Genomic DNA, 24,674 nt, shown 5'->3' on the forward strand with positions numbered 1-24,674 from the left:
GGAAAGGGGGGCATCAGCTTGTCCAAACAATACCGGACCGTTCCCGGCACTATATTCGACGCATTCAACTATTTGCTTTTGGGCCTCGTCGGCCTGATTTGCGTCCTTCCGTTCCTCTATGTCGTAGGCGGTTCGTTCGCCTCGGACGCGGAGCTGACGCAGCGGGCCGTGTTTTTGATCCCGGAAGCGTTTACATTGTCGGCGTACAAGTTTATTTTCTCGACCGATACGATCTTGCGGAGCATCTGGGTCTCGATCTACGTGACGGTAGTAGGCACGGTCGTCAATCTATTTTTCACTCTGACGATGGCTTATGCGCTAGCGAGGCGGGGGCTCATGGGGCGAACCACGATTCTGAATCTGGTCGTGTTCACCATCGTTTTCTCGGGCGGAATGATCCCGACCTATCTGGTCGTCCGCGAGCTTCATCTGCTGGATACGTATTGGGCCTTAATGCTTCCCGGCGCCATCAGCGCGTTTAATATGATCATCGTTAAAAATTTTTTCCAAGAGCTGCCCGCTGAATTGGAGGAAGCCGCCCGAATCGACGGCTGCACGGATCTAGGCCTGCTGTGGAGAATCGTGCTGCCCTTATCCAAACCGGTCATCGCGACCTTCGCTCTGTTCTACGCCGTCGGCCATTGGAACAATTTTTTCGCCGCGCTGCTCTACATCAACGATCCGTCCAAATGGCCGCTGCAGGTCATGCTGAGACAGATCGTATTGCTCTCGCAAGCCGCCGCCGGGGACATCCGCGCGATGGATCCGAGTTTCGTCAAGCCGCCTGAGCAGTCGATCAAGATGGCCGTCATCGTGGTAGGCACCATACCGATTTTGCTCGTCTATCCGTTCCTGCAGAAGCATTTTGCCAAAGGGATCTTGATCGGCTCGGTCAAGGGTTGAACGGATTTGCGATAGATCCAACTCAATTATGGGAGGGTTAACAATGTTCAGTACTGGGAGACAGAAAAAATCGCGCTGGGTAGCACTCACCACGCTCGCGGCGATGACGGCGATCGTCGGCTGCAGCAGCAAGGAGGAGAAGGCGCCGGCAGCAACGCCCGGACAATCTTCAGCAACACCGGGGGCTACGGCAGCCAAGCAGCTTCCCCCGCTTGACCTCAGCATCATGCTGCCGATTTTCAAAACGAACTTCCCCAAGGACGACGGCCCGGTTACGACGGAAATTGAGAAAAGAACGAACACGAACATTCACTTGGAGTGGGTGCCGAACGCCTCGTATGCCGACAAGCTGAACATCACGCTCGCCTCCGGCAAGCTCCCCAGCATCATGTACATCGGGGACGTGAAGGCGCCAAGCTTCGTGAACGCCGCCAAGGCGGGAGCTTTCTGGGAGATCGGGAAGTACCTGAAGGACTACAAATATCTCAGCCAATCGAATCCGGTCATCATGAACAACTCCTCCATCGACGGGAAAAACTACGGCATCTACCGGGGGCGGGCGCTCGGGCGCAATGGGATCAATTACCGCAAGGACTGGCTGGAAGCGGTTGGCATGCAGCCGCCGAAGACGATCGACGATTTCTACAACATGCTGAAGGCGTTCAAGGAGAAGGACCCGGACAAGAACGGCAAAAACGACACGTACGGCATGGTGCTCGTCAAGTGGACCGGCCAATGGGCAAGCGGCTTTGACATCATCAAGCTGTGGTTCGGCGCGCCGAACAAGTGGGGACTCGCGGACGGAAAGCTCGTGCACGAGAGCCAGACGCCCGAATACCTCGAAGCGCTGAAGTTCATGAAAAAGCTGTACGACGAAAAGCTGATCAACGAGGACTTCGCCGTGTTCGATTCTGCGAAGTGGAACGACCCGGTCGTGAACGGTCAGGCCGGCGTCATCGTGGACGTGACCGATAACGCGGCGCGGCTCGACGATAAGATTCATTCGATCCTCGCGCAAGCGGGCAAGGACAACCCGAATATCCACTATGTCGACAACATGATCGGCGTGGAAGGCAAGCATGGGCTGCGCGCTCTCCCGACATCGGGCTTCGCGGGAGTGCTCGCCATTCCGAAGTCCACGGTGAAGACGGAGGATGAGCTGAAGCGGGTGCTGACGTTCCTCGATCAGATGAATGAGCCGGCCCTTCAGACGCTCGCGGGCTTCGGGCTGGAAGGGACGCACTATACGAAGGTGGGCGAGTACCTCGAACCGAGCAAGGATTCGGCGCTGCTCGAGTCCGAAGTGGAAGGGTTGAACCAAATGCTGCCGTTTATTCCCGAGGACCAGGGGCTGAAGGTGAAGCAGACGCCGCTGCGGCTCCAAACGACGAAGATCCAGAAGGAAGCGGAGAAATACGTTGTGGCGAACCCGGCCGAGCCGTTCATCTCCACGGTATACTCCCAGAAGGGGCAGCAGCTGGACAATATCATCAACGACGCCCGGATTAAATATATCGTCGGTCAGCTCGACGAAGCCGGATTGAAGGCGGCGTTCGACACGTGGAAGAAGAGCGGCGGGGATGAATGGACCCAGGAAATGAACGAGCTCTATGCCGCATCCAAAAAATAAATACGGGAAAGGACCCGAAAGTCGTGTCAATAGACGCGGCTTTTCGGCCGTACACGGCCGGACGGAGAAGAAACCGGAAAAGTGGAGAAAGTGAACGGAAATTTGTATGGCACAACGGCCGCGGACGGTATATGGTGGAGTCAAAGCGGTCCGATAGGGTGGTGAAGGGATGCGCGGCAAGTGGCAGGCGCGTTCGGCTTGGAGACGACGCTCCGTGCTGGGCGGCAAAGGCCGGTTTTACAAAAAGAGCTTGATCATGATGTTCGTCGTAGCGGGGATCCCCGGTCTCATCATGGGGGTGCTCGTCTACTGGATGGCGGGCGGCCGGGTGGAGGAAGAACTGCTCCAGCTGCATTACCGGCAGATCGAGGAACGGTCGCACAATATCGACGACCAGCTGTCGAACCTAGAGCTGATGCTTGCGCATTGGGCGTTCGATCCGAAGTTCGACTACAATCTGAAGGACAGCAACTTCGTGCGGGAATACGACAAGACGGTGGACATCACGAAGACGCTGCTCGTCATGCAAGGCTCGAACGCGATGGTGCGCAAAGCGGAGCTCGTCTTGTTCGGGGCGCGGCCCATCTTGTTCAACGCGGAATATTCCGTGATGAACGAGCAGACGGCGAAGGTGTACGAACCGCTCGTTCGCGAGAAAAAGCCCGCATACTGGACGCAATGGTCGTTCGACGCGAACAGTCCGAACGCGAAGGAGCTCGTCCTCGTCCATCAAATTCCCGGAGGCAGTCTCGAACCGTTCGGCGCGCTGGTCGTCCGGTTCGATCGCGACAAGCTGTCCCGGATGCTTCGTACGATGACTCCGTACAACGACGGCTTGACGTTCCTCCTTCACGACTCGGGAAATGTATACGCTTACGCCGGTAGCGGTCCGGAGTCCTCCGGTTTGCTGGCGGCGCTTCGCGATCATATTGCGACGGCCGGTTCGGCGAAAGGGTTCTTTTTCTTCGATTGGAAAGATACGACCTATACGGTCTCGTACGGGTCGATGTCCCGGATCGCCGCCGACTGGACGTACGTATCGGCTTCGCCGATTACCGGCATTACGGCGCCCGTCATCCTGATCTCGAAGCTGATCATCGCGCTCAGCTGCGCTTCCTTGCTGCTCGCCTGCTTGCTCGCGTGGCTCGCTTCGCGCACGATCTACTCCCCGGTTAAGCGGCTCGTACACGTTCTCCTGGAGGGGAAAGCGGCGGCCGGAGCCGAGGACGAGTTCACGCTGATCGAGCGGCAGTGGCACACCATGCACCGGGAGAGCCGCCAAATGAACACGCTGCTGTCGGAGCAGTTGCCCCATGTCCGGGAGAGCTTCCTTCACCAGCTCCTGCAAGGCTACATGTACGCCTACTCGGAAGCCGATCTGCTGAACCGGATGGAGCGGTACAAGTGGGAGACGGCCGACCGGCAATTCATCATCGTCTATGTGCGGCTGAACGGGATGGCGAACGAGGAAGGGAAGTTCCGGTACGGCGACGAAGGGCTCGTGACGTTCGCCGCCGTCAATATGATCGGGGAGCTCGCTTCCGAGCATTTCGAACAGTCGAGCGCGGTCAACTTCCACGACTTGTCGGCTGGGCTGCTGCTGATCGTGCCGAACGACCGGTCCTATGAGGACGAGCTGCTCGCCTTGGGACATCGCATAACCGAGGACATCAACCGGATCCTGAATATGCGGGTCACGATCGCGTACGGCCATCCGAAGCCACATTTGTCGGACCTGCCGCACGTGTTCGAGCGGGCGAGACAGGCGGCCGGCTACCGCAGCTTCGAATCCGGCAATCAGCTCATCGATGTGGAGCTGCACGATCCGGACGGGGAGGCCGAGTCCGAGCGTCATTATCCGTTCGCCGTGGAGCGGGAGCTCATTCAGGCGCTGCGCACCGGCCGGGAGGACGATGCCCTCGAGCTGCTGGAATCGTTCCTGCAGGCGCTGAGCGGCGGCGGGGCCAAAGAAATCGACGTCCAGCAAGGCGCCCTGCAGCTGCTCGGAAGCATCCAGCATGCGATGATGGCGTCCGGCATTCACCCGAACCGCCTGTTCCGGGGAGCGAACCCATATGAGCAGCTCTCGGCCATCCGAGAACCGAAGCTAATCCTGGCCTGGCTGCGGGACAAGGTGGCGCTGCCGCTCCTGAGAGAGCTGGCTTGCCGCTCCGACGCGCAGGCGAAGCGAATCATCGAGCAGGCAATGGCGTTTATCCAAGTTCATTATCACCAAGACATCTCCCTCGACAATTGCGCCGACCACGTCGGTACGAATCCGTTCTATCTGAGCAAGACGTTCAAGCAGGTGACCGGCACCAACTTCATCGACTATCTCACCGAGCTGCGGATGGAGAAAGCGAAGGAGCTGCTTCGGGAGAGTGAGCTGAGAATCAACGATGTCGCCGAGCAGGTCGGCTATCAGCACAGTTATTTCAACCGCATCTTCAAAAAAGCGGAAGGCGTGACCCCGACGCGGTACCGCGAGCTTAGCCGGTCTTCGCAATAGCTGCGTAAATGGGCGGCGCCCGCCGTCCCGTGTGCAAAGGCGGCAAAAAAGTGCAAACGGGGCCGCAGTCAGCTGCAAAAAAGTCCGATTGTCCGCAAATCCGCGCATCTCTACAATAAGGCATAAGCGAAAAACGAAGCGAGGAGATGAGGGATATGAACGCGGAACGGGCAGTTGCCTTGCGTTGGTTGAACGGCAACGGTACGCCGTCGACGGCGGCCGGCACGACGTGGGGAATTCCTTGGATGGAAGGAGAGCTCCGGCGCGACGAGCCGCTTCGTCTCGTGGACGTGGACACCGTTGTGCCGCTGCCGATGCAGAGCTGGCCGACCGCCTACTGGCCGGACGGAAGCGTCAAATGGTCCGCGCATGCGGCGGTGCTCCCCGACGGGACCGGAGCGGGTTGTCGTTACGCGGTGAGCCGGGGGGAAGGTCCCGCACCGTGGCAGCGAGTTACGGTCACGGAGTCCGAGGAGACCGTGACGCTTGATACAGGCACGATCGCCGTAACGCTTGGCAAGCGCGGAGGTCGTCTGCTGCGCGGTATCGTGCGCCAAGGGGTTCGCCTCTGCGAGGGCGGCGACTTGATTTGCGTCGCGGAGAGCCGCAGCGGCTCGGCCGGCGAGCGTACGATCCGGGAGCAGCGGTTTGAGAGCCGGGTCGAGAGCGCGGTCGTGGAGCAGGGCGGACCTGTGCGGGCCGTCGTCCGAGTGGACGGAAAGCATCGGGCCGTTGCCGGGACGCGGGAATGGCTGCCTTTCACGCTAAGATTTTATGCTTATGCCGGTGCAGACTCGATCCGGGTCGTCCATACGTTTTTCTACGACGGGAACCCGGACGAGGACTTCATCCGCGGGCTCGGGGTCCGGTTCAGAGTACCGATGCGGGGGCCGTTGTACAACCGCCATGTCCGGTTCGCGGGCGATCGCGGCTACTTCGCCGAATCGCCGAAGACGCTGCACACCCGCCGCACGAAGGGCGCGTACCGGGAGCTGTTCGAGCGTCAGACCGCAGGGGAGCCGGTCGGCTTCGAACCCGATCGGGACGAATATTTCCTGCATCTGCTCGACGACTCGGCGACATGGGACAGCTTCAAGCTCGTTCAGTCCAGTTCCGACTATTACCGGGTCGCGAAGCGGACTGAGGCGGCATGCAGCTGGCTGAAGGCGGCCAAAGGACGCAGGGCCGGCGGACTCGCTTACATCGGCGGCGAAGGCGGCGGTTTGGCGGTCGGCCTTCGCGATTTCTGGGAGAAGGCTCCGTCCGGCTTCGAGACGCAAGGCATGTCGCAAGGAGAGGCAGAGCTCACGGTGTGGCTTTGGTCCCCGGATGCAGACCCGATGGATATGCGTCACTATGACACGAAGACGCATGTGGAATCGTCCTACGAAGGGGCCGAGGAGCTTCGCGCCACGCCATTCGGGATTGCCAATACGAGCGAATGGACGCTATGGGGAACGGCCCATACGCCTAAGCGTGACGCTCTCGACGCCATGCTGGAGCTAGCCCGTCGACCGGCACAGCTCGTCTGCGAACCGGAGCACTATCATCGAACCGGGGCGTTCGGGTATTGGAGCTTGCCCGACCGGAGCACGCCGGCCCGAGCCGAGCTCGAAGATCGGCTGGACGGTATCGTGGCGTTCTACAAGGAAGAGGTCGAGCAGCGGCGCTGGTACGGCTTTTGGGATTACGGGGATTTCATGCACAGCTACGATCCGGTTCGTCACGTCTGGAATTACGACTTGGGCGGATGCGCCTGGCAAAATACGGAGCTCGCAGCCAACATGTGGCTGTGGGTCATGTTCCTGCGCACCGGACGCGGCGACATCTATCGGCTGGCGGAGGCGATGACACGGCATACGAGCGAGGTCGACGTCTACCACATGGGGGAATACGCCGGACTCGGGTCCCGGCACAACGTCGTGCACTGGGGCTGCGGCTGCAAGGAGGCCCGTATCGCGATGGCCGGCTTGCACCGCTATTATTATTACTTGACGGCCGATGAACGGATTGGAGATATTCTCGACGAAGTAAAGGACGCGGATTATACGACGGTGCATCTGGACCCGATGCGCGCCTATTTTCCGAAGGACGAGCATCCGACCCATGCGCGGGTCGGTCCCGATTGGGCCGCGTTCAGCTCCAACTGGATGACCCGCTGGGAGCGGTATGAGGATACATTCTACCGGGACAAAATCAAGGTCGGCATCGAATGCATCAAGCAGGCCAATTACCGTCTCCTCTCCGGCCCTACCTACGGCTACTACCCGGCGACCGGCCGGCTGGCCCCGATGGGCGACGACAACTACGCCCGTCATATGGCGATCTGCATGGGAGCGCCGCAAGTCTGGTTCGAGCTGGCCCGGATGCTGAACGATCCGGAATGGGAAGACATGCTGGCCGAGTTCGGCGTATATTACAACCTGCCTCAGGAGCGGAAGGACGAGCTCACGAACGGAGCGATCGGCGGCAAGAGCTTCGAGCATCCCGTTCTCAGTGCCGCGATCGCTGCGTTCGGCGCGTTCCACCGGCAGGATGCGGAGACCGCTCGTCGCGTCTGGACGATTCTGCTCGGCAATCCGTACGCGCGCGTCCGGCTGGGGGAAGAGGCGGAGCGCGTCACCTACATGAATTCGCTGCGCGAGATCGATTGGATCAACACGAACGAAGCGGCTCAATGGTCGCTCAATACGGTTATCGCCCTGGAGCTGATTCCGGAGGCGCTCGCGGGGGAAGACGCAACATGACCGAGTCGAACCGTTCCCCCTTGATTCCCGCGGATTGGAAGCCGATTTACCGCAACCCGCTTGAATCCGCCGACGATGTCGATGGTTTCTTCATGGAGGGGGACGGCACTGTCACCTTCCCGATGAGACGCATGAGGCTGGAGAGTGTACGGGATCCGGCGGAAGGCCAGCTGGCCAATTTGGTGTTCTGGTGCCCGGAGCGGTTCCCTGCCGACTGTGCGGTAGCGTGGAATTTCTGGCCGATCCGGGAGCCGGGGCTCGCGATCCTGTTCCTGTCCGCTCAAGGCCGCCGCGGCGAAGACTTGTTAGATTCGGCGCTTGTGCCCCGATGCGGCATCTATGATCAGTACCATCACGGTGACATCGATGCGTACCACATCTCGTACTATCGGCGCATGTACCCGGAGGAACGTCAGCTCCATACGAGCAATTTGCGAAAAAGCTACGGGTTCCACCTTGTGGCGCAAGGGGCCGACCCGATCCCGGGCGTGGCGGATGCAAGAGGTCCCTATCGGATGCTGTTGGTCAAACGGGACGGTCGGCTGCAGTTCTCTGTCAACGATTTGGTGCTGATTGACTGGCAAGATGACGGCATAACCTATGGACCGTCCCTCGGCGGCGGAAGAATCGGCTTTCGCCAGATGGCGCCGCTGATCGCCGAATATGCGGAGCTGCACGTGTATGCGCCGCAAGAATAATGCGGCTGCGAGTCCAATAGGCCTAGAGCGAGGAGGAAGTATAGCTATGAACAAGTCTGTGTTGGGGCAAGAGCCTTACTTGGCCGGAAGACTGAATATCGGGGCGGCAGGGCCCCGCTGCCGGATGCTGCTGGGCGACGTGAACGGGGACGGGCGCATGGAGCTGGTGCTCGTGCAGCCGGATGCCCGCAAGGATGTGCGCTATATCCCCCACCAGGTCCAATGCGTGACCGCATTCGACCTGGATGGCAACCTCTTGTGGCAGACGGGGGAGCCGACTACGAACGCCGGCAGCCAAGGCTCGGATTATCCGGCCCAGATCGCCGACATCGATGGTGACGGCCGGCTGGAGGTGCTGTGTGTCATGGATGGCCGGTTCGTCATTCTGGACGGACAGACGGGGCATGTGAAGTCGGCCCGCGAGCTGCCCGGCCCGCACGCCCATGATTGTATCATCGTCGCCAATCTGACTGGTGGGACGTATGCAGGGGACGTAATTTTGAAGGACCGGTATCATACGCTCTGGGCTATGGACCGCGACTTCAACTTGCTGTGGAAGCACGAGGGCAACCCGGGGCATTTCCCTTGGGTGTACGATCTCGACGGCGACGGGCGCGACGAGGTAATGGCCGGGTACGACTTGCTGGATCACGACGGGCGGCCGCTCTGGAGCTGCCGGGAGCTGGAGGACCACGCCGACTGCATCTGGGTCGGTGACGTGAACGGAGACGGCGAGCCGGAACTCGTCATCGGCGGAAGCGTTACGGTCATGTACGACCGCCACGGCAACGAGCTGTGGCGCTACACCGGGTCCGTCGAATCCCAGCACGTAGCGCTGGGCCGGTTCCGCGACGATCTGCCGGGGCTGCAAATTGCGGGCCTCGATCGCCTAGTGAGGGAGGACGACGGGAAGGGGCGTAAGGGCAAGGACGCCCTGTTCCTGCTGGACCGTGAGGGGAACGAGCTGTGGAAAGAAGACCGCTCGACGGCCGGGTGGCTGACGATTATCGAGCCGCTGCGAGGCTGGGACGAGGGCGGGCTCGATCACATCCTGGCTTACCGGCGCGGCGGCGGAGTGCCGCCGACCTTGTACGACGGCCATATGAACCCGGTTGTGCAGTTCAATGCGGAGGGCTATGCCGTATATGGCGATCTGCTTGGCTGCGGGATGGTGCAAGTCATTATCTACAATGACGAGACGGCCTCGATCTACTCCAGCCGTCCGCTCGAGCTGTCAGAAAAGTCAGGTCGACAGATTCCGCAGCCCAAGCGGCTATCCAGCTCTACGTTGTACCCGGGCGGAGAAGTTCCCATCGGACAGAATACGAAGGAGATGAGCGCTAGATGACAGTAGTAAGGATGAACATACGGCCGGAAACGCCGGCTGGCAAGATCGATCGGGCGATCTACGGACATTTTGCAGAACATCTGGGGCGCTGCATCTATGAAGGCATCTGGGTCGGGACGGACTCTCCGATTCCGAATACCGACGGGATCCGCGACGATGTTGCCGAAGCGCTTCGAAGGCTGCGCATCCCGGTGCTCCGCTGGCCCGGCGGCTGCTTCGCCGACGAGTACCATTGGCAGGACGGCATCGGTCCCGCCGAGCTTAGGCCCCGCATGATCAACACGCATTGGGGCGGCACCGTGGAGAACAATCACTTCGGCACGCACGAGTTTTTCCGGTTGTGCGAGCTCATCGGGGCGGAGCCGTATGTCAACGGCAACGTCGGCAGCGGCACCGTCTATGAGATGCAGCAATGGGTGGAATATATGACGTTCGACGGCGAATCGCCGATGGCGGACCTGCGCCGGGAGAACGGCCGGCCGGAGCCGTGGAAGCTCCGTTATTTCGGCGTCGGCAACGAGAACTGGGGCTGCGGTGGGAACATGCGTCCGGACTATTATGCCGACGAGTACCGCCGGTACGCCACGTATGTCCGCAATTACGGCGGCAACCGCATCTACAAGATCGCCTGCGGTGCGAATGCCGCAGACAATAATTGGACCGAGGTGCTCATGCGTGAAGCCGCGCGGTTTATGGACGGCCTCAGTCTGCACTACTACACGCTTCCAACCGGGGAGTGGCATGAGAAAGGCTCTTCCACCGAATTCGACGTTTCCGGCTGGTTCAACACGCTCGAGCGAACGTTGTTCATGGAGGAATTGCTAGAGAAGCACAGCGCCATCATGGACCGGTACGATCCGGACCGACGAGTCGGACTGATCGTGGACGAGTGGGGTACCTGGTATGACGTTGAGCCCGGTACGAATCCCGGTTTTCTGTACCAGCAGAACACATTGCGGGATGCGCTCGTAGCCGGCGTCAACCTGCATTTGTTCCACAAGCACTGTCGGCGCGTGCGTATGGCGAATATCGCCCAGACCGTCAACGTGCTGCAGGCGATGGTATTGACGGAAGGCGAACGGATGCTGCTGACGCCGACTTATCATGTGTTCGACATGTTCCAAGTCCACCAGGATGCGGAATCGATCCCTGTCGACTACGTCAGCCCGGACTATACGTACGAGGGCCGCACGATCCCTCAGCTGTCGGTATCGTGCTCGAGAGGGGCGGACGGGATCCTGAACTTGTCTCTCTGCAATCTGCATCACGCCGAAGGCGCGACAATCGAAGCGACTGTGCCCGGTCTTGCTTCGGCCGGCATAAGCGGACGCATTCTGACCAACCGCGAGTTGAACGCGCATAATACGTTCAAGGAGCCGGAGACGGTGAAGCCGGAGCCGTTCGAATCCTACAACCTGCAGGACGGATCGCTCTCCGTCCAGCTGCCGCCGGCTTCGGTGGTCGTACTTAGGCTTGGGTAACTAATGAATAGGTTAAAGGAGGAGCGTCTGATGTCTGAGTGGAACGGATGCAAAGGCTGCCTGGACCCGGAACAGATCGCGGCTGCGGAGCGGCTCTGGGATCGCGTCGTGCTGGGAGACGGGGATCTGGTGCCGGAGGCGCAATACCGGCAACGTCTATCCCTCTGCGAGTCGTGCGACGCTTTGCTCGGAGGAACCACATGCCGGTATTGCGGCTGTCTGGTCCGCTGGAGAGCGAAGCTCGCGGCCTCCTCCTGTCCGTTTCCGCAAACGCCGAAGTGGTAGCATTCTATTTTTTGCTGGCAGAGAAAAGAGAGGGAGAGGGGCGGAGAGGCGATGACGGATTTGTACCGGTTCGACTTCGGTGTAGACGAGGCGGAGGAAGGCTATACGAAAATAACGCTAAACGATCGCTATTCCCCTTCGCGCACGTATGGTTTCGTCCGAGCCGACAAAATTAGCGCCTTGAACCGGGGAGAAGGCGGGACGCTCCGCCGCGATTTCATTATTCCTTACGAGGCTTCATTCATCGTCGATGTGCCGGACGGGATCTACACGGTGACCGCGCTGCTCGGCGATGAGCACGCCGCGACGGAAACGACGATCAAGACCGGGGAGGGGCGGCTCGTCGTTCACAAGCTGCGCACCGGGTCGGGCCAATACGTCCGGACGAGCTTCTCCGTCTGGGTAACGGGCGGACGATTGGCGCTCGTCTTCGGGGGACTCGCGCCTCGGCTGAATGCGCTAGAAATCTCGCACACGCCGCAGACGTGCACGATCTTCCTGGCCGGCGATTCGACGGTGACGGAACAGCCTACGGACGGCTATCCGTATGCAGGGTGGGGACAGATGCTGCCGCTGTTCGTCAAGGCGGACGCCGCCGTGGCCAACTATGCGTTGTCGGGTCGGAGCTCCAAAAGCTTTATCGGAGAAGGGCACCTCGATGCGATCTGGAGCCGCATCAAGCCTTATGATTACTTGCTCGTTCAATTCGGCCATAACGACCAGAAGTTCGATGAAGCGCGTCATACCGAGCCGTTCACGACCTACCAGGAAACACTCATGCGATACATCCATGGCGCCCGGGAGCGGAATGCTTTCCCGGTGCTGCTCACCCCCGTGCATCGGCGTTTCTATGAGGACGACGGAACGCTGCGGGATACGCACGGCGATTACGCGACGGCCGTGCGCGAGCTCGCTGGCCGCGAAGGCGTGCCGCTGGTCGATCTGGCAGCCAAAAGCAAGGAGCTGTTCGAGCGGCTAGGCCCGGAAGGGACACGGTCCATATTCATGCAGCTCGCGCCTGGCGAGTTCATGAACTTTCCGGAGGGTGTGAACGACAACACCCACTTTCAGGAGCACGGCGCCATTCAGGTTGCCGGATTGGTGAAGGAGGGGCTTCAGCAGCTGGGGCTGCAGCCGCTCATGCTTTATTTGCGTTGACCGTGGAGTTGCCCAATCCGTGCTGCAAATGATGTTATTCTTCGTTCGAAGACGAAAAGTGCATTGACAAGACAAGAAGCCGGGGATTATATTTACTGTATATTCAAATAATCAAATATACAGGAAACGAAGGGCTGCCGGCATGAAATGGAAAGGACGTTTCGAAGGTTATCATCTTCAATCCTTGCAGAAAGACTGCATCTCCAGCTTAATTGTCGGGATTATCGCCATTCCGCTAGGAATGGCTTTTGCCATTGCGTCCGGGGTGAAGCCGGAGTATGGTCTATACACCACGATCATCGCCGGCATCCTGATTTCGCTCGCAGGGGGATCCCGCTTGCAGATCGGCGGTCCTACGGGCGCTTTCGTCCCGATCCTGTTCGGCATCGTCGTCCAATACGGGTACGAGAATTTGCTCATCGCCGGCATCCTGGCCGGGATTTTGCTGATCTTGATGGGGCTCTTGAAGCTGGGAGCGCTTATTCATTATATTCCACGGCCCGTCACGATCGGGTTCACCGCCGGTATTGCTGTGATCATCTTCTCGGGACAAATCGCCAATTTCCTGGGGCTCTCCGACATTGAGAAGCATGAAGCGTTCATAGCCAATATGAAGGAAATTGTCCTGCATCTCGGCTCGGTCAACCCGTACAGCGTAATCACAGCTAGCCTTTGTCTGGCACTGATCCTGATTACGCCGCGCGTCCTGCCCAAGGTGCCGGGCTCCTTGATCGGGCTTGTGCTCTCCAGCGTTGCAGCGACGATTTTCTTCGACGGTCAAGTGGCGACAATCGGGTCCACGTTCGGTCGGATTCCAAGCACGCTCCCCGCCTTTCATATTCCGGACATCACGCTGGACCGAGTCGTGCAGCTGCTGAACCCGGCTCTCGTCATCGCGGTGCTGGGCGGAATCGAATCGCTGCTGTCCGCTGTGGTGGCCGACGGGATGACCGGGGACCGGCACAACAGCAATCGCGAGCTGATCGGGCAAGGAGTGGCCAACGTCATCACGCCGCTATTCGGGGGGATACCGGCTACCGGGGCCATCGCCCGTACGGCGACCAACATCAAGAGTGGTGCGGTATCCCCAATTTCCGGGATGCTCCATGGCCTCGTCGTCCTGCTCGTGCTGCTGCTGTTCGCCCCGTACGCCGCGCGGATTCCGCTTGCCAGCATCGCACCGATTCTGATGGTGGTCGCGTGGAACATGAGTGAGCGCGCGCATTTCGCCCATACGCTGCGGACACGGTCGGGAGATTCGATCGTCCTGTTGATTACGTTCGCCCTTACGGTATTCGTGAACTTGACGGTAGCGGTGGAGGCCGGACTCGTGCTGGCTATGATTTTGTTCGTGAAGCGGATGAGCGACAGCTTGACGGTCGCCAAGGTGCTGCCGAACCGCTCCGGCCGGCAGGAGAAGCTGGAAGCCGCCACCGTAACCGATAACCACGATTGTCCGCAAATCAGCATCATTACAATCGAGGGCTCCCTTTTCTTCGGAGCGGCCTCCGCCTTCGAGGAATCGATCCGGCGGCTCATCCGTGAGGATCCGAACATCGTCCTTCTCCGCATGGGCCTAGTGCCGCACATCGATACGACGGGTGAGGCCAAGCTTGCCAAACTCGTCAAAGCATGTAAAAATCAAAATAAGCTCGTGCTCGTCTCCGGTCTCCAGTTCCAACCCAAAGAGATTTTGCAGAGAACGGGGCTAGCCGCGACGATCGGGCCGGTTCACATGTTCGAGCGGACGGGGGACGCGATTGCGTACGCTCTAGCCCGAGTGGAGCCGAACAAGTGTGTAGGGTGCCGGCACTATGCGTTCCGGGAATGCGAGCAATTATCGGAGCGAACCCCATAATGGATAAGACATCGCTAAGCCACACCGACTATGGAGGACTATGTGTTGAATCGAGAGCTTCAGCAATTTAAAGCGGATTTCTTCAAAGCGTTAGGCCATCCGTTGCGGATTCGGATTCTGGAGCTGCTGGCGGAAGGGGACAAAAACGTCAATGAGCTGCAAGCGATCATCGGGAGCGACGGCTCTGCCGTATCCCAACAGCTGGCGATCCTTCGCAGCAAGAACATCGTGTTCGGTACGAAGGACGGGAACAAAGTCACCTATTCGCTGCGCGATCCGATGATTAAAGAGCTGCTGGCCGTCGCTCGCGAAATTTTCAATAATCATCTCATCGATACGATCTCCATGTTCGACCGTTTGACGGAGCAATAGAAGGCTGTTCCCGGACTCGCAGCGCGATTTCAGTGAACAGCCTTTTTGGCGTGCACCGTACGTGGTAGGATAAGGACATAACGTCAAAGGCACCAATCACTGAGCGGGGTTCCGCAGGGAGGCAGAGTCGCATGGATAAGACTCAGAACATCGACATTAGCATATGCTCGTACAGCTTTCACCGGCTATTGGCGGCAGGCAAGCAGGACATCTTCCAATACATCGCGGATTGCAAGACGCTTGGCTGCACGCAGCTCGACCCCTGGAACGCCCATCTGGCAGAGCTCGACAGCGGCAGCCAAGTGCTGCATGCGGGCTCGAACCCGGGCCAATCCCACCATCTGACCGCGGCGGACGACGACTACTTGGACCGGGTGAAGGCCGCCGCCGAGCAAGCGGGCTTGCCGTTCGGCTGCATAGCGGTGGACGGTGCGCATATTTACGAGGAGCGCGAAGAAGACCGCCGCAAAAACCGGGAGAAAGCGTACCGCTGGATCGCGGTGGCCGCCAAGCTAGGCGCATCGCACATTCGGATCGACGCAGGCGGTCCCCAAGTATTGACAGACGGGGTCCTGCAGATCATCGTGGACGGCTACAATGACATTATAGCCCGGGCGGAGGAGGCCGGCGTGCAAGTGCTGATCGAGAATCACTGGGGGCCGTCCCGCGACCCGGACCAGCTGATTGCCATTCTGGACGCCGTCCCGAAGCTCGGGCTGCTGCTCGATTCCTGGAACTGGGCCCCGGGCAAGCAAGCGGATGGATGGCTGCAATGCGCCAAGTATGCCAAGCTGCTGCATATCAAAACCTTTCATTTCACCGATGAGGGCGATGAGCTGACTCAGAACATTTCCGCCTTCTGCCGGCTGCTCGCGGGTAGCGGCTATGCAGGCAGTTGGGGCGTGGAGAGCGTGCCGCGGGACGGGGACGAGATCGAGGGAGCGCGCAAGACGATTGCCCTGATTCGGCGTTCTCTGGCAGCAATGGCGGAATGAGTCTTGAAAAGGGAGGAGTCGGAATTATGCAATCGGTAACGCATGTAACCCCAACCGCCAGACAGCTGGCTTATCAGGATTGGGAGTTCGGACTGTTCGTTCATTTTGGGCTCCGTACGTTTTATGAAGGTTATAAGGATTTCGACGAGAGGCCGATGACACCGAATGCCTTCCATCCGTCGGGACTGGACTGCGAGCAATGGATTCGGGTGGCCAGCGATGCGGGAATGAAGTACGCGGTGCTGACGGCGAAGCATCATGACGGGTTCTCCAACTGGCCGTCCCGATATAGTGAATTTACCGTCGCGGCTTCCCCCTGGAAGGGCGGTCAGGGCGACGTCGTACGCGAATTTGTAGATGCGTGCCGGAAGTACGGCTTGAAGCCCGGCCTGTACTATTCGCCTTATGACGGATCGGCGGGGTTCTACTCGCAGGACGCGAAAGCTTACGACGACTACTTCGTGAATCAGATTACAGAGCTGTTGACCGGCTATGGGGAGATCGACATCCTGTGGTTCGACGGATGCGGCTCCGAGGGACATACGTACGATTGGCCTCGCATTATCGGGGAGATTCGCCGCTTGCAGCCGAATATATTGATTTTTAACATGGGCGATCCGAACTTCCGCTGGGTGGGCAATGAGGACGGTATCGCGCCTTTGCCGTGCTGGAACGTCGTGGACACGACCGACTTCTCGATCTACACGGAACGGCAGGACCGGCTGGACGGACAGCTGTGGCTGCCGGCGGAATGCGACGTGCAGCTGCGTTCCACCTGGTTCTACAGCGACCAAAACGAACATACGGCAAAGAGCTTGGATGAGCTGATGGGGCTGTACTATCTCTCCGTAGGCCGGGGCGCGAACTTGCTGCTGAATGTGGGCCCCGACCGGGAAGGCCGCTTCCCCGAGCTGGACGCCGAACGGCTTCAGCAGATGGGAGCGGAGATCAGCCGGCGCTTCGGATCCCCCCTGGGGACGCTCACCGAGTGCACGGTTGCCGACCGGTCATGGCTATATAAGCCGGAGCAGCCGATGCTCATCGATCATATCGTAATCGGGGAAGACTGACGGGCGGCGAGCGGGTACGGCGCTTCACGATCACGATCATAACGGCCAAATCCCGCCGGCCGGTCCCGATCTATGAGGGCCGGAATATCGGCCACAAGGCGATTATCCGGATTCCGGCCGTGAAGGCGTCCGAAGTCCGGTTGGACATCACGGAGAGTGAGGGGGAACCGGCTATGCGGGACCTCTCGTTCCATTATGTCGGCGGCTTATGATGAGAAAACGAGCCGGATTCGAAGCGAGGTTCGAGGCCGTACGTCGGGAGGTCCGGGACCGCATTCTGAGCGGGAGTCTTCACGCCGGGGAGTAATTGCCGACCGAGTGGCTGCTGAGCGAGCAGCAAGCTGAGCCGGACGTCGATTCGCCGCATCTTGGCCGAGTTCGAGGAGGACGGGCTGCTGGGCAGATTGCGCAGGCGGGCCGGCTGGACGCTCTGCTCGCCACTACACCCGACGAGTGGGGCGCGTGCTGCATGATCTATCTAAAATCATTAGCGGTGTGAGCCATGCTAATCGTTTGGCCTTACAGAAAAACTACGAAAAGACCGTTTTAAGCCTTTTTTCCAAGCTGAATACGGTCTTTTTTATATGGACCGGCTCTTTACGTTTTGTAATCCAATTTTTGGCTTCCGATGGCTCGCGCCGTTTAATCTGCAGTGGGGGGAAGGATTGGCTCGGGTTTGAAAACCTCCGGGGGACGGCAGCTTATTATTCACCGCACCGATCTCGATTCTATGCCAGGTATCCGTGTGAGCATTCGGTAATTCGGACAAATCCAGGCCGAATGATCTCCTTTTCACTCGAATATAATCGTAACGAATCAAAGGGAATGGGGAAATGGGATGCCCGCAGCCGCCAAATCGCCGTCCGTCGTTTTTGAGAACGTTTCATTCCGTTATTCGGAGCATACCGAATGGATCGTAAAAGATATCAATATTAGCATTGCTCCTGGCGAATGGATATCCATCGTAGGAGGAAATGGTTCGGGGAAGTCCACCTTCGTTAAATTAGTAAACGGCTTGTTGCAACCAAGTCTGGGACAGGTGCTCGTCTTCGGGGAATCTACCGGTCCTGCGAATGTTCGAAAGATCCGTCAGTCGGTTGGAATTGTTTTTCAAAATCCCTATGAACAGACAGTCGGCGTTACGGTCGAAGAGGATATCGCGTTCGGTTTGCAAAACCTATTGTGCCCGCGGGAGGAGATAATCTCGCGAATAGACAACATATTGAAGTTGTTGCGATTAGAAGAACTTCGGTACCGTCCCGTTCGAACGTTATCCGGCGGGCAAAAGCAATCGGTTGCGATCGCCGGTATCCTCGTCATGGAGCCGCAAATTATTATTTTTGATGAAGCCTCGTCCATGTTGGATCCGCAAAACGCCGGCAAGCTGCTAGGCGTCATGTCCGATCTTCATCGTATGGGGCTTACCGTCATTCAAGTTACGCATGATCCGGAAGACATCTGGAAGGCGGACCGGATTTTGGTGCTCCATCATGGACGACTTGCTTTTGCCGGAGACGTCCCCACATTAATGAAGCAAGCCGACATTCTCGAAGAGGCTCAGACGCTGCCCCCGTTTCTTGTACGTTTACAAAAAGCGCTTCGCACGAAAGGTATGGAACTGCCTGCCTGCTGCGGATCGGAAAAGGAATTGGCCAAATCGATATGGGAATCGATTTCCGCGATGTAAGCTATACGCATGCCAAAAAGACGGTCATGGAGCATAAAGCAGTGGGCAGCATTACGTTCTCCATACCCGATGGACAATTCGTTGCCATCATGGGCCCTTCCGGGTCTGGCAAAACCACTTTGGGATTGCTGTGTGCCGGTTTTTTAATGCCTGACACCGGTCTCGTATACGTGGATCATATCCCGACGAACAGCAGAAAAAACCGCTCCGCTCTATCGAACAAAGTCGCTTACGTTTCTCAATTTCCCGAGCATCAGTTGTTTGAAGAAACGGTATTCCGGGATATCCGGTACGGGCTTCGCCGGAAGAAGTATAGCGAGCAGGAAATAACGGGAAGAGTGAAAGACGCGATGGAATGCGTTGGACTTTCCTTTGAAGCATACAAGGATCGCTCTCCTTTTCAACTTAGCGGCGGAGAACAAAGAAGGGTGGCATTGGCAGGAGCCGTCGTTCTGGAGCCCAAGATTCTGATATTGGATGAGCCGACGGCCGGACTGGATCCATGGACACGCGGAAAGTTTCTCGCTTTGCTGACCGAACTTCAACGAACCAAGCCTATGACGATCGTCTGCATTACCCATCATCTACAGGATGCTTTGGATTACGCAGATCGGCTGGTCATATTAAATAACGGAAGATTAGTATATGACTTGAAACCTGCCGAAATCCGAAATGTGTTGGAAGATCCTGCTATAGCTTTATCACCGACACCTTTACTGCGCTTCCGCAAGGAACTCGAAATCTTTTTCCCGGGAAAAATCGATTCGGAGCTCATTCAAGAAAACCAGCTCCTCGCCTTTATAACCGAACGACTGACGCGGACTTAGGAGATGAACCATGAGCAGCTTCGGAGCGTTATCCACTCTGCAATATGTACCTGGCGATTCCCTGCTGCACCGGCTGGATCCCCGCTCGAAATATGGGTTTGCCGTTAGTTATTCGATAAGTCTTGTTACTTCCCATTCACTTACAACCTGCTTTATATATACGCTTATCGCCTTATTTTTGTTTCTGCTCTCCAAACTCCGTTTTTACTTATTCTGGGAAAATACTCGAGGACTGTTAGTCGTCCTACTCCTATTCATTTCCCTTCAAATCGTGTTAAACGGAGTAGAGGACGCGGCGCTAATGACGTTAAAAATGATTTCTTTTATCCTAATGGTTACGATCCTTTTATCGACTACGCCGCCAGAAAAACAATTGGAAGGGCTGCGCAAAATGTTGTCCCCCTTGCGCCGCTTTGGGGTGAAGACCGAATCGTGTGCGGTTATGTTCATGATTGCCGTCATTTATCTTCCGCTTCTTTTGGAAGATCTCATGCGAATCATGCAAGCACAGAGAGTACGGGGACCGCAGTATGGCAGATGGAATTTGGCTTGGCGGGGGAGAGATATGATTTTCCTGTTGACGCCGTTACTTCTCACGACCTTCAGGCGTGCCGAACGCTTGTCCGATGCTATGGAGTCCCGCTGTTTCCGGCCCGGCAGCGAGCGAACCACGCTCTATCCATTGAAATTAGGCAGGCTCGATATCATCGTGTTGATCCTGGCCCTGCTGCTTCCATTTATTCATATTAATTCTGAGTGATCAAAGAAGGGAGCGGTATAAACATGCGTGACCATTTTCACAATTATTGGGCAAAGCCGTTACCGCAGATGGAATCCGTATCGGTATTGGCCCGCGCCGGTGCCAACCCAACAAGGACACTCGTTGCGATTGCCTTTCTAAGTGCACTATCCGCATTATTCCAATCGGCGGGAGGCTTTTTACCAGGGCCGGGTTACTTGCTTAGCCCGCTATCGACCGCTCCGGTAGTATTGGCGACGCTCATTTCATTACGCTCGGGATTTGCCGCCTATGCGCTTAGCATGGTGTTACTGCTCCTCATTCAACCAAGCGAATTATTCGTCTTTCCGTTTACAACGGGATTGCTCGGGCTGGCATTAGGTTTCAGCATTGCTCGCTCCAGCAATCGCATTCAGGTTGTCTTGCTATCCGCTTTTGTATTATGGGCAGGAATTGCGCTGCTGTTATACGCTTTTCGGTTTCCACTGCTCGGCCCCTCGGTTGCCCAGAGCTGGGATATCGCTACAGCAGCGTATATCTTTCTATTTTGTTTGCTTTATAGCGCATTATGGACGGAAATCAGCCTCCGAGTATTAACGAGATTAAGAAAATCCGTACACGGATAATAAAAACGAAACGGCTCTGTAGCCCTGCACAGGGCCGTTTTTACGTTTTGGGTCTTTTGCAACTCATGCAAAGGAGTGGTATTCGTGAAATCCCGCCGGCAGGTTGAAGTCGTATCGGCTTCAATCTTGGCGCCCCCGCTCGAGCCTCACCTGCCGAAGCTTGGCCAAGCCTAACAGCACGATAGGCATGCCGATATAGTAAAACGGCAAGATGAACGGGATCGCTATGTTCTGAGGGAACTGCACCGAGCTCTGGATGAAATCCCGCGGGATATAAGCGAGCCCGAGCGCGAGCGGCGCGATGATCCAGAGCGATCGCTTCCATCGCCTAACCCCCAGCAACTGGGATGTGCCATAGGCGCTGACGAACAAATAGAGCGAGATCTTGATGAACACCCCGGAAATCCATAAGGCGACTACGATGGCATCCAGATTCTGAAACGAATCGGTATAAGAAATATATCGTACGAGCTGAAAGTAGGGGTACGTCGATCCAGCCGCCCTCGCGGCGGAAATGACGCCGACGATAAGCAATGTGGCCGCGCCGACCAAGAGCCCGGCTATCCCGACGCCCAGGATGGCGGGCCGAACGCCTGTGGCCGGCTTGGCGACAAAGCGGAACAAGAAGATCAGCATGACGCAGTCCCCGAGGAACGTTCCGGTCGGCAGGGAGCCATGGATCAAGGTCATCCAGCCGGTATCCTGATATACGGGCTGCAGATTGCGCAGATCGAAGTCTCTTAGGCTGAGCAAGATCGGAACGGCGATGCCAAGCAGGATAAACGGTCCGAAGATTTGGCTGCAGCGGGCGATCGTCACGAGCCCGCTATGGACGGCATAGACCGCCACAAACAGCATGCCGAGCATCGGAACGGTCATTGGCGTCTTGAGCAGCGCCGACCCGACGATCAGCTCCGAATATTGGCGCAGAATGATAGCCAGGACCGAATACCATTGGACCAAATACAAGACAATGAGCGCATTCCCGAGCCAGGACCCGAGCAAGCTGCGGGCATAGTCCACAAGCGTCATTCCGGGCATAAGCAGGCTGATCCTGGAGCACACCCAGGCGACGAACATGCCGATCAATCCGGCGAGGACGCTCGACATCCAAGCGTCCTGCCTCGAGATTAGGATCATCGGATTAATCGTCAGGAGGACCGTCATCCCGACTTGCATCGTCGAGATCAGCCAGAACAATTGCTTGCCGGTGATCGCCATCGAATCCGACTCCCGCATTGGTACACTCTCCTTCTCACTTCACTGAATCAAGGTGCCGAGCCGCCCGAACACCTTGTTCACAAGCTGGGTCGGTCCCGGCAATTCGGGATCCAGCATCAATGCCGCGGCCAGCAGAAAGCTCAAAAGCAGAATAACCACCCAGGCCGCCTTTTCCCGCATCGGAGCCCGTCTCACTTGTATCCAGTGGGTTACCGCTATGAGCAAGCTGAGTCCCATCCATATCGCGATCGACTTCCATGTCATGACGGAGTTTGTTCCTTGACAAGGTCCGACTTAATATTAGAACTCCCGGGACGGAGCAATTTGGTATCGGACTCGATGCGGACCTCCATCTGCGGGAACAGCATTTCCCATTCGTCCTTGCGCTTCTTCCAGGCTTGCGGATATTTCCGGTGAAACTCGCCCGCGAAATCGAAAATGTCCGTCTTCCATTTTTTCTGAGCCAGCTCTAACGCCTGCCGCACCCGACTTTCGATCTCCTGGTTAGCTGCCTCCTCGACGTCGTGAATCGCCGTGTTGTCGGTGGCGAGATCCAGCTTCGTGCCATTCTGCAGCGCATCATACTCGGACTTGATCTTGACCGTCATACTCCACTTTCCATCTTGAATGACCGGTTTAAGCTTCGTACTGCTCCTCACCATCCGCAGCGATACGTTGCCGGGCACGTCAGCCGGCTTTACCGTAATGACCGCATCCCGAATCTCATCCCGTATCCAAAGCACGCCTCTCGACGCCGTATCGTTCAGCACGCCCGCCAGCTTGTCTTTGTGAAATACCGCCGTTCCGACTGTATAATCGGACGACTTTGTCGATTGCTGATTGAGCGGAAGGAGCTCCCGAAGCCAAGGCATAGCCGCCGCATTCGTATCGCCGGTCAGCATTTTGCCGAATTCGGCCAGTGTCACGCTGAGCGACACTTTGCTCTTCGACATCTCCCTTAACACTTCGGCCGTTGTACGCTCCAAGATGGAATGCACTTCCAGTATGCGCTTGGCCTCCCCCTCGACGGTGTAGAGGTACGCCCTCTCCCGAGGCTGCGGCGCCCGCATAAGGAAGTCGATGTCATCCTCGATCCCGTTTCGAGCCGCTTTTTCTCCGAACAGGAAGATCTCCGAATGTCCCCAGAAAATTTTGCGGGGCATTTTTTCTTGCATATGGGAAATCGCCTCGGCTATGTTCGTCCCCGTGGCCGAGATGGTATAAGTGATTTGACTGCCGCCGGTCTGCTTCTGGGACCCGCTCAGGCCGCCGCCGCCGGTGCCTTGCGGGATGAAGATTTGGATCGTCAGTTCAATCTGTGTATCGTCTACTTGGTCGATCGCCGCCCCGGTTACCAACGCCAGATCGTTCACCTCCGTACGGTCCCAGCATCCGGCTATGAGGAGGAGAGGCCCTGCCGCAACCAGGAGAATAAGCCGTCTGCCCCAACGCGCAAGCGTTCCGCTCATGCAGTGCGCCTCCTTCTGGCCATCGCGATCAACAGCAGGAGAATAGGGACGAGAAGCTGCATGAGCAGCGCATAGAACGGGACGGTGGATTCCAGCAGGTGCGTCAATCCCTGCAGATTGGTGGAAACCCAAATGCTGCAAAGCACCCCGAGCACCCCGAGGGGAATGATCAATACCCGATAGCTGGCAAGCCGCAGCCATTGTGCCGTGCCGAGGGTAAGCACATAGTACAAGGTAGCCACTTTGACGAAGATCCCGATCAACCAAATGGCCATCAAGAGCGCTTCCACATGCTGAAAGAAATCCGCCAGAGAGATGTAGCGAATCGCAATGAGAAACGGATATTGTACCCGCCCGATCTTCGAGCCGAACACGAGCTGGACGGAAATATTGATTACGATAAGAGTAGACAGCACGAAGCCCACACTGAGCATGCCCCATCTCAGCGCATGCTCTTTACGCGATAAATACGGGAGCAGGAAGCCTAACACGAAAAACTGCGAGAACCACGACGCGGGTGTGATCGAGCCGAGCAGCGGCTGCCGGATCCCATTCTCCAGGAAAGGCAGTAAATGATGAGATCTCATGTCGGGAATCATGAACAAGACTAATACCACAATCATACTGATCGCAATCGGAACGAGCAGCTGGGCGCTCTTGGCCAGTACTTCGAGCCCCATATAGAGGGCATAGGCGCAGACGGCGACGAGGCAGACGATCATGACGAGCAGCGGCGTCTCGATGAAGAATTGGCCGACGAGGAATTCACCGTATTCCCGCAGGACGATGCCGAGAGAGTACAGGAGCGAGATGAGATAGACGAGCCCAAGCGTTTGCCCTAACCAGCGTCCCAGGATATGCGGGCAATATTCGATGAATGTCAACTGCGGATATGTGGCATGCAGACGTACCATGACATATACGGTGAGGAACCCGATCATGGAAGCGAAGAACGGAACCATCCATGTGTCTGTCCCCGCGATTCTCATCGTAACGGCGGGTACATAGAGCGCGGCCGTGGCCAATATCGTCGGGTGCATGATGATCGTCA

Annotated in this window: 22 protein-coding genes; 18 read left to right on the forward strand and 4 right to left on the reverse strand. The window is 57.6% G+C overall.

All coding sequences use genetic code 11. The annotated features are described in order from the left end of the window. The first annotated feature begins 18 nt into the window (after positions 1–18). The 18 genes from ACI5FR_RS10825 (at position 19) to ACI5FR_RS10910 (ending at position 20,933) form a co-directional block, all read left to right on the forward strand. A complete protein-coding gene (locus ACI5FR_RS10825) occupies positions 19–903 on the forward strand; it encodes a carbohydrate ABC transporter permease (protein ID WP_405454259.1) in 885 nt (294 codons plus the stop codon). A gap of 43 nt (positions 904–946) precedes the next feature. Further along, positions 947–2,533 (forward strand): extracellular solute-binding protein, encoded by a 1,587-nt coding sequence (locus tag ACI5FR_RS10830; protein ID WP_405454261.1) that lies wholly within the window; start codon positions 947–949, stop codon positions 2,531–2,533. A gap of 169 nt (positions 2,534–2,702) precedes the next feature. Next, positions 2,703–5,042: a helix-turn-helix domain-containing protein gene (locus ACI5FR_RS10835; protein ID WP_405454263.1), complete on the forward strand. Its 2,340-nt coding sequence runs from the start codon at positions 2,703–2,705 to the stop codon at positions 5,040–5,042. A 155-nt stretch (positions 5,043–5,197) separates the two neighbouring features. Next, positions 5,198–7,789: an exo-rhamnogalacturonan lyase family protein gene (locus tag ACI5FR_RS10840; protein WP_405454265.1), complete on the forward strand. Its 2,592-nt coding sequence runs from the start codon at positions 5,198–5,200 to the stop codon at positions 7,787–7,789. After that, on the forward strand, positions 7,786–8,487 hold the full coding sequence (locus tag ACI5FR_RS10845) for a DUF1961 family protein (protein ID WP_405454267.1): 702 nt from the start codon (positions 7,786–7,788) through the stop codon (positions 8,485–8,487). The genes ACI5FR_RS10840 and ACI5FR_RS10845 overlap by 4 nt, the downstream gene beginning before the upstream one ends. Positions 8,488–8,533: 46 nt before the next feature. Further along, on the forward strand, positions 8,534–9,835 hold the full coding sequence (locus ACI5FR_RS10850; protein ID WP_405454269.1) for an FG-GAP-like repeat-containing protein: 1,302 nt from the start codon (positions 8,534–8,536) through the stop codon (positions 9,833–9,835). After that, on the forward strand, positions 9,832–11,316 hold the full coding sequence (locus ACI5FR_RS10855) for an alpha-N-arabinofuranosidase (protein ID WP_405454271.1): 1,485 nt from the start codon (positions 9,832–9,834) through the stop codon (positions 11,314–11,316). The genes ACI5FR_RS10850 and ACI5FR_RS10855 overlap by 4 nt, the downstream gene beginning before the upstream one ends. A 30-nt stretch (positions 11,317–11,346) precedes the next feature. After that, entirely contained in the window at positions 11,347–11,601 is a 255-nt protein-coding gene (locus tag ACI5FR_RS10860; protein WP_405454272.1) for a DUF6171 family protein, read from the forward strand. 51 nt (positions 11,602–11,652) lie between these two features. Beyond that, the gene (locus ACI5FR_RS10865) at positions 11,653–12,759 is read left to right on the forward strand and encodes a rhamnogalacturonan acetylesterase (protein WP_405454275.1); all 1,107 of its coding nucleotides are present in this window, start codon (positions 11,653–11,655) and stop codon (positions 12,757–12,759) included. Positions 12,760–12,901: 142 nt separating this feature from the next. After that, positions 12,902–14,617 carry a SulP family inorganic anion transporter gene (locus tag ACI5FR_RS10870; protein WP_405454277.1) on the forward strand — a complete coding sequence of 572 codons (1,716 nt, stop codon included), beginning with the start codon at positions 12,902–12,904 and terminating at the stop codon, positions 14,615–14,617. Positions 14,618–14,662: 45 nt separating this feature from the next. Then, complete coding sequence (locus ACI5FR_RS10875; protein WP_405454279.1) at positions 14,663–14,989, forward strand: ArsR/SmtB family transcription factor; 327 nt, start codon at positions 14,663–14,665, stop codon at positions 14,987–14,989. Between the two features lie 131 nt (positions 14,990–15,120). Further along, positions 15,121–15,984, forward strand: a complete 864-nt coding sequence (locus tag ACI5FR_RS10880; RefSeq protein WP_405454281.1) for a sugar phosphate isomerase/epimerase family protein — start codon at positions 15,121–15,123, stop codon at positions 15,982–15,984. A gap of 26 nt (positions 15,985–16,010) precedes the next feature. Then, entirely contained in the window at positions 16,011–17,054 is a 1,044-nt protein-coding gene (locus ACI5FR_RS10885; RefSeq protein WP_405454283.1) for an alpha-L-fucosidase, read from the forward strand. A gap of 307 nt (positions 17,055–17,361) precedes the next feature. Continuing rightward, complete coding sequence (locus ACI5FR_RS10890; RefSeq protein ID WP_405454286.1) at positions 17,362–17,553, forward strand: hypothetical protein; 192 nt, start codon at positions 17,362–17,364, stop codon at positions 17,551–17,553. A gap of 339 nt (positions 17,554–17,892) precedes the next feature. After that, entirely contained in the window at positions 17,893–18,741 is an 849-nt protein-coding gene (locus ACI5FR_RS10895) for an ATP-binding cassette domain-containing protein (protein ID WP_405454288.1), read from the forward strand. Beyond that, on the forward strand, positions 18,717–19,568 hold the full coding sequence (locus ACI5FR_RS10900; protein ID WP_405454291.1) for an ATP-binding cassette domain-containing protein: 852 nt from the start codon (positions 18,717–18,719) through the stop codon (positions 19,566–19,568). Before ACI5FR_RS10895 ends, ACI5FR_RS10900 begins: the two co-directional genes overlap by 25 nt. A 10-nt stretch (positions 19,569–19,578) precedes the next feature. Continuing rightward, on the forward strand, positions 19,579–20,328 hold the full coding sequence (locus ACI5FR_RS10905) for an energy-coupling factor transporter transmembrane component T family protein (protein ID WP_405454293.1): 750 nt from the start codon (positions 19,579–19,581) through the stop codon (positions 20,326–20,328). A 23-nt stretch (positions 20,329–20,351) separates the two neighbouring features. Continuing rightward, the gene (locus ACI5FR_RS10910) at positions 20,352–20,933 is read left to right on the forward strand and encodes a hypothetical protein (RefSeq protein WP_405454295.1); all 582 of its coding nucleotides are present in this window, start codon (positions 20,352–20,354) and stop codon (positions 20,931–20,933) included. A 120-nt stretch (positions 20,934–21,053) separates the two neighbouring features. Here ACI5FR_RS10910 and ACI5FR_RS10915 read toward each other — a convergent pair whose 3' ends face one another. From ACI5FR_RS10915 to ACI5FR_RS10930, 4 genes are all read right to left on the reverse strand, one after another. Next, positions 21,054–22,172: a GerAB/ArcD/ProY family transporter gene (locus ACI5FR_RS10915; protein ID WP_405454297.1), complete on the reverse strand. Its 1,119-nt coding sequence runs from the start codon at positions 22,170–22,172 to the stop codon at positions 21,054–21,056. Between the two features lie 21 nt (positions 22,173–22,193). Beyond that, complete coding sequence (locus ACI5FR_RS10920) at positions 22,194–22,418, reverse strand: hypothetical protein (protein WP_405454299.1); 225 nt, start codon at positions 22,416–22,418, stop codon at positions 22,194–22,196. Then, positions 22,415–23,623: a Ger(x)C family spore germination protein gene (locus ACI5FR_RS10925; protein ID WP_405454301.1), complete on the reverse strand. Its 1,209-nt coding sequence runs from the start codon at positions 23,621–23,623 to the stop codon at positions 22,415–22,417. The genes ACI5FR_RS10920 and ACI5FR_RS10925 overlap by 4 nt, the downstream gene beginning before the upstream one ends. After that, on the reverse strand, positions 23,620–24,674 hold a 1,055-nt coding region (locus tag ACI5FR_RS10930; protein WP_405454303.1), incomplete at its 5' end, for a GerAB/ArcD/ProY family transporter. The genes ACI5FR_RS10925 and ACI5FR_RS10930, both read right to left, overlap by 4 nt.

The organism is Paenibacillus sp. HJGM_3 (assembly GCF_045062745.1).
Taxonomy (GTDB): Bacteria; Bacillota; Bacilli; order Paenibacillales; family NBRC-103111; genus Paenibacillus_AA.

What these genes read in the sequence shown, in the direction of transcription:
- ACI5FR_RS10840 (WP_405454265.1), top strand. Translation starts at nt 5,198, where the DNA reads ATGAACGCGGAACGGGCAGTTGCCTTGCGTTGGTTGAACGGCAACGGT.
- ACI5FR_RS10925 (WP_405454301.1), bottom strand. Translation starts at nt 23,623, where the DNA reads ATGAGCGGAACGCTTGCGCGTTGGGGCAGACGGCTTATTCTCCTGGTT.
- ACI5FR_RS10885 (WP_405454283.1), top strand. Translation starts at nt 16,011, where the DNA reads ATGCAATCGGTAACGCATGTAACCCCAACCGCCAGACAGCTGGCTTAT.
- ACI5FR_RS10865 (WP_405454275.1), top strand. Translation starts at nt 11,653, where the DNA reads ATGACGGATTTGTACCGGTTCGACTTCGGTGTAGACGAGGCGGAGGAA.
- ACI5FR_RS10915 (WP_405454297.1), bottom strand. Translation starts at nt 22,172, where the DNA reads ATGCGGGAGTCGGATTCGATGGCGATCACCGGCAAGCAATTGTTCTGG.
- ACI5FR_RS10850 (WP_405454269.1), top strand. Translation starts at nt 8,534, where the DNA reads ATGAACAAGTCTGTGTTGGGGCAAGAGCCTTACTTGGCCGGAAGACTG.
- ACI5FR_RS10880 (WP_405454281.1), top strand. Translation starts at nt 15,121, where the DNA reads ATGGATAAGACTCAGAACATCGACATTAGCATATGCTCGTACAGCTTT.
- ACI5FR_RS10900 (WP_405454291.1), top strand. Translation starts at nt 18,717, where the DNA reads ATGGGAATCGATTTCCGCGATGTAAGCTATACGCATGCCAAAAAGACG.
- ACI5FR_RS10870 (WP_405454277.1), top strand. Translation starts at nt 12,902, where the DNA reads ATGAAATGGAAAGGACGTTTCGAAGGTTATCATCTTCAATCCTTGCAG.
- ACI5FR_RS10895 (WP_405454288.1), top strand. Translation starts at nt 17,893, where the DNA reads ATGCCCGCAGCCGCCAAATCGCCGTCCGTCGTTTTTGAGAACGTTTCA.
- ACI5FR_RS10910 (WP_405454295.1), top strand. Translation starts at nt 20,352, where the DNA reads ATGCGTGACCATTTTCACAATTATTGGGCAAAGCCGTTACCGCAGATG.
- ACI5FR_RS10830 (WP_405454261.1), top strand. Translation starts at nt 947, where the DNA reads ATGTTCAGTACTGGGAGACAGAAAAAATCGCGCTGGGTAGCACTCACC.
- ACI5FR_RS10860 (WP_405454272.1), top strand. Translation starts at nt 11,347, where the DNA reads ATGTCTGAGTGGAACGGATGCAAAGGCTGCCTGGACCCGGAACAGATC.
- ACI5FR_RS10920 (WP_405454299.1), bottom strand. Translation starts at nt 22,418, where the DNA reads ATGACATGGAAGTCGATCGCGATATGGATGGGACTCAGCTTGCTCATA.
- ACI5FR_RS10835 (WP_405454263.1), top strand. Translation starts at nt 2,703, where the DNA reads ATGCGCGGCAAGTGGCAGGCGCGTTCGGCTTGGAGACGACGCTCCGTG.
- ACI5FR_RS10845 (WP_405454267.1), top strand. Translation starts at nt 7,786, where the DNA reads ATGACCGAGTCGAACCGTTCCCCCTTGATTCCCGCGGATTGGAAGCCG.
- ACI5FR_RS10905 (WP_405454293.1), top strand. Translation starts at nt 19,579, where the DNA reads ATGAGCAGCTTCGGAGCGTTATCCACTCTGCAATATGTACCTGGCGAT.
- ACI5FR_RS10855 (WP_405454271.1), top strand. Translation starts at nt 9,832, where the DNA reads ATGACAGTAGTAAGGATGAACATACGGCCGGAAACGCCGGCTGGCAAG.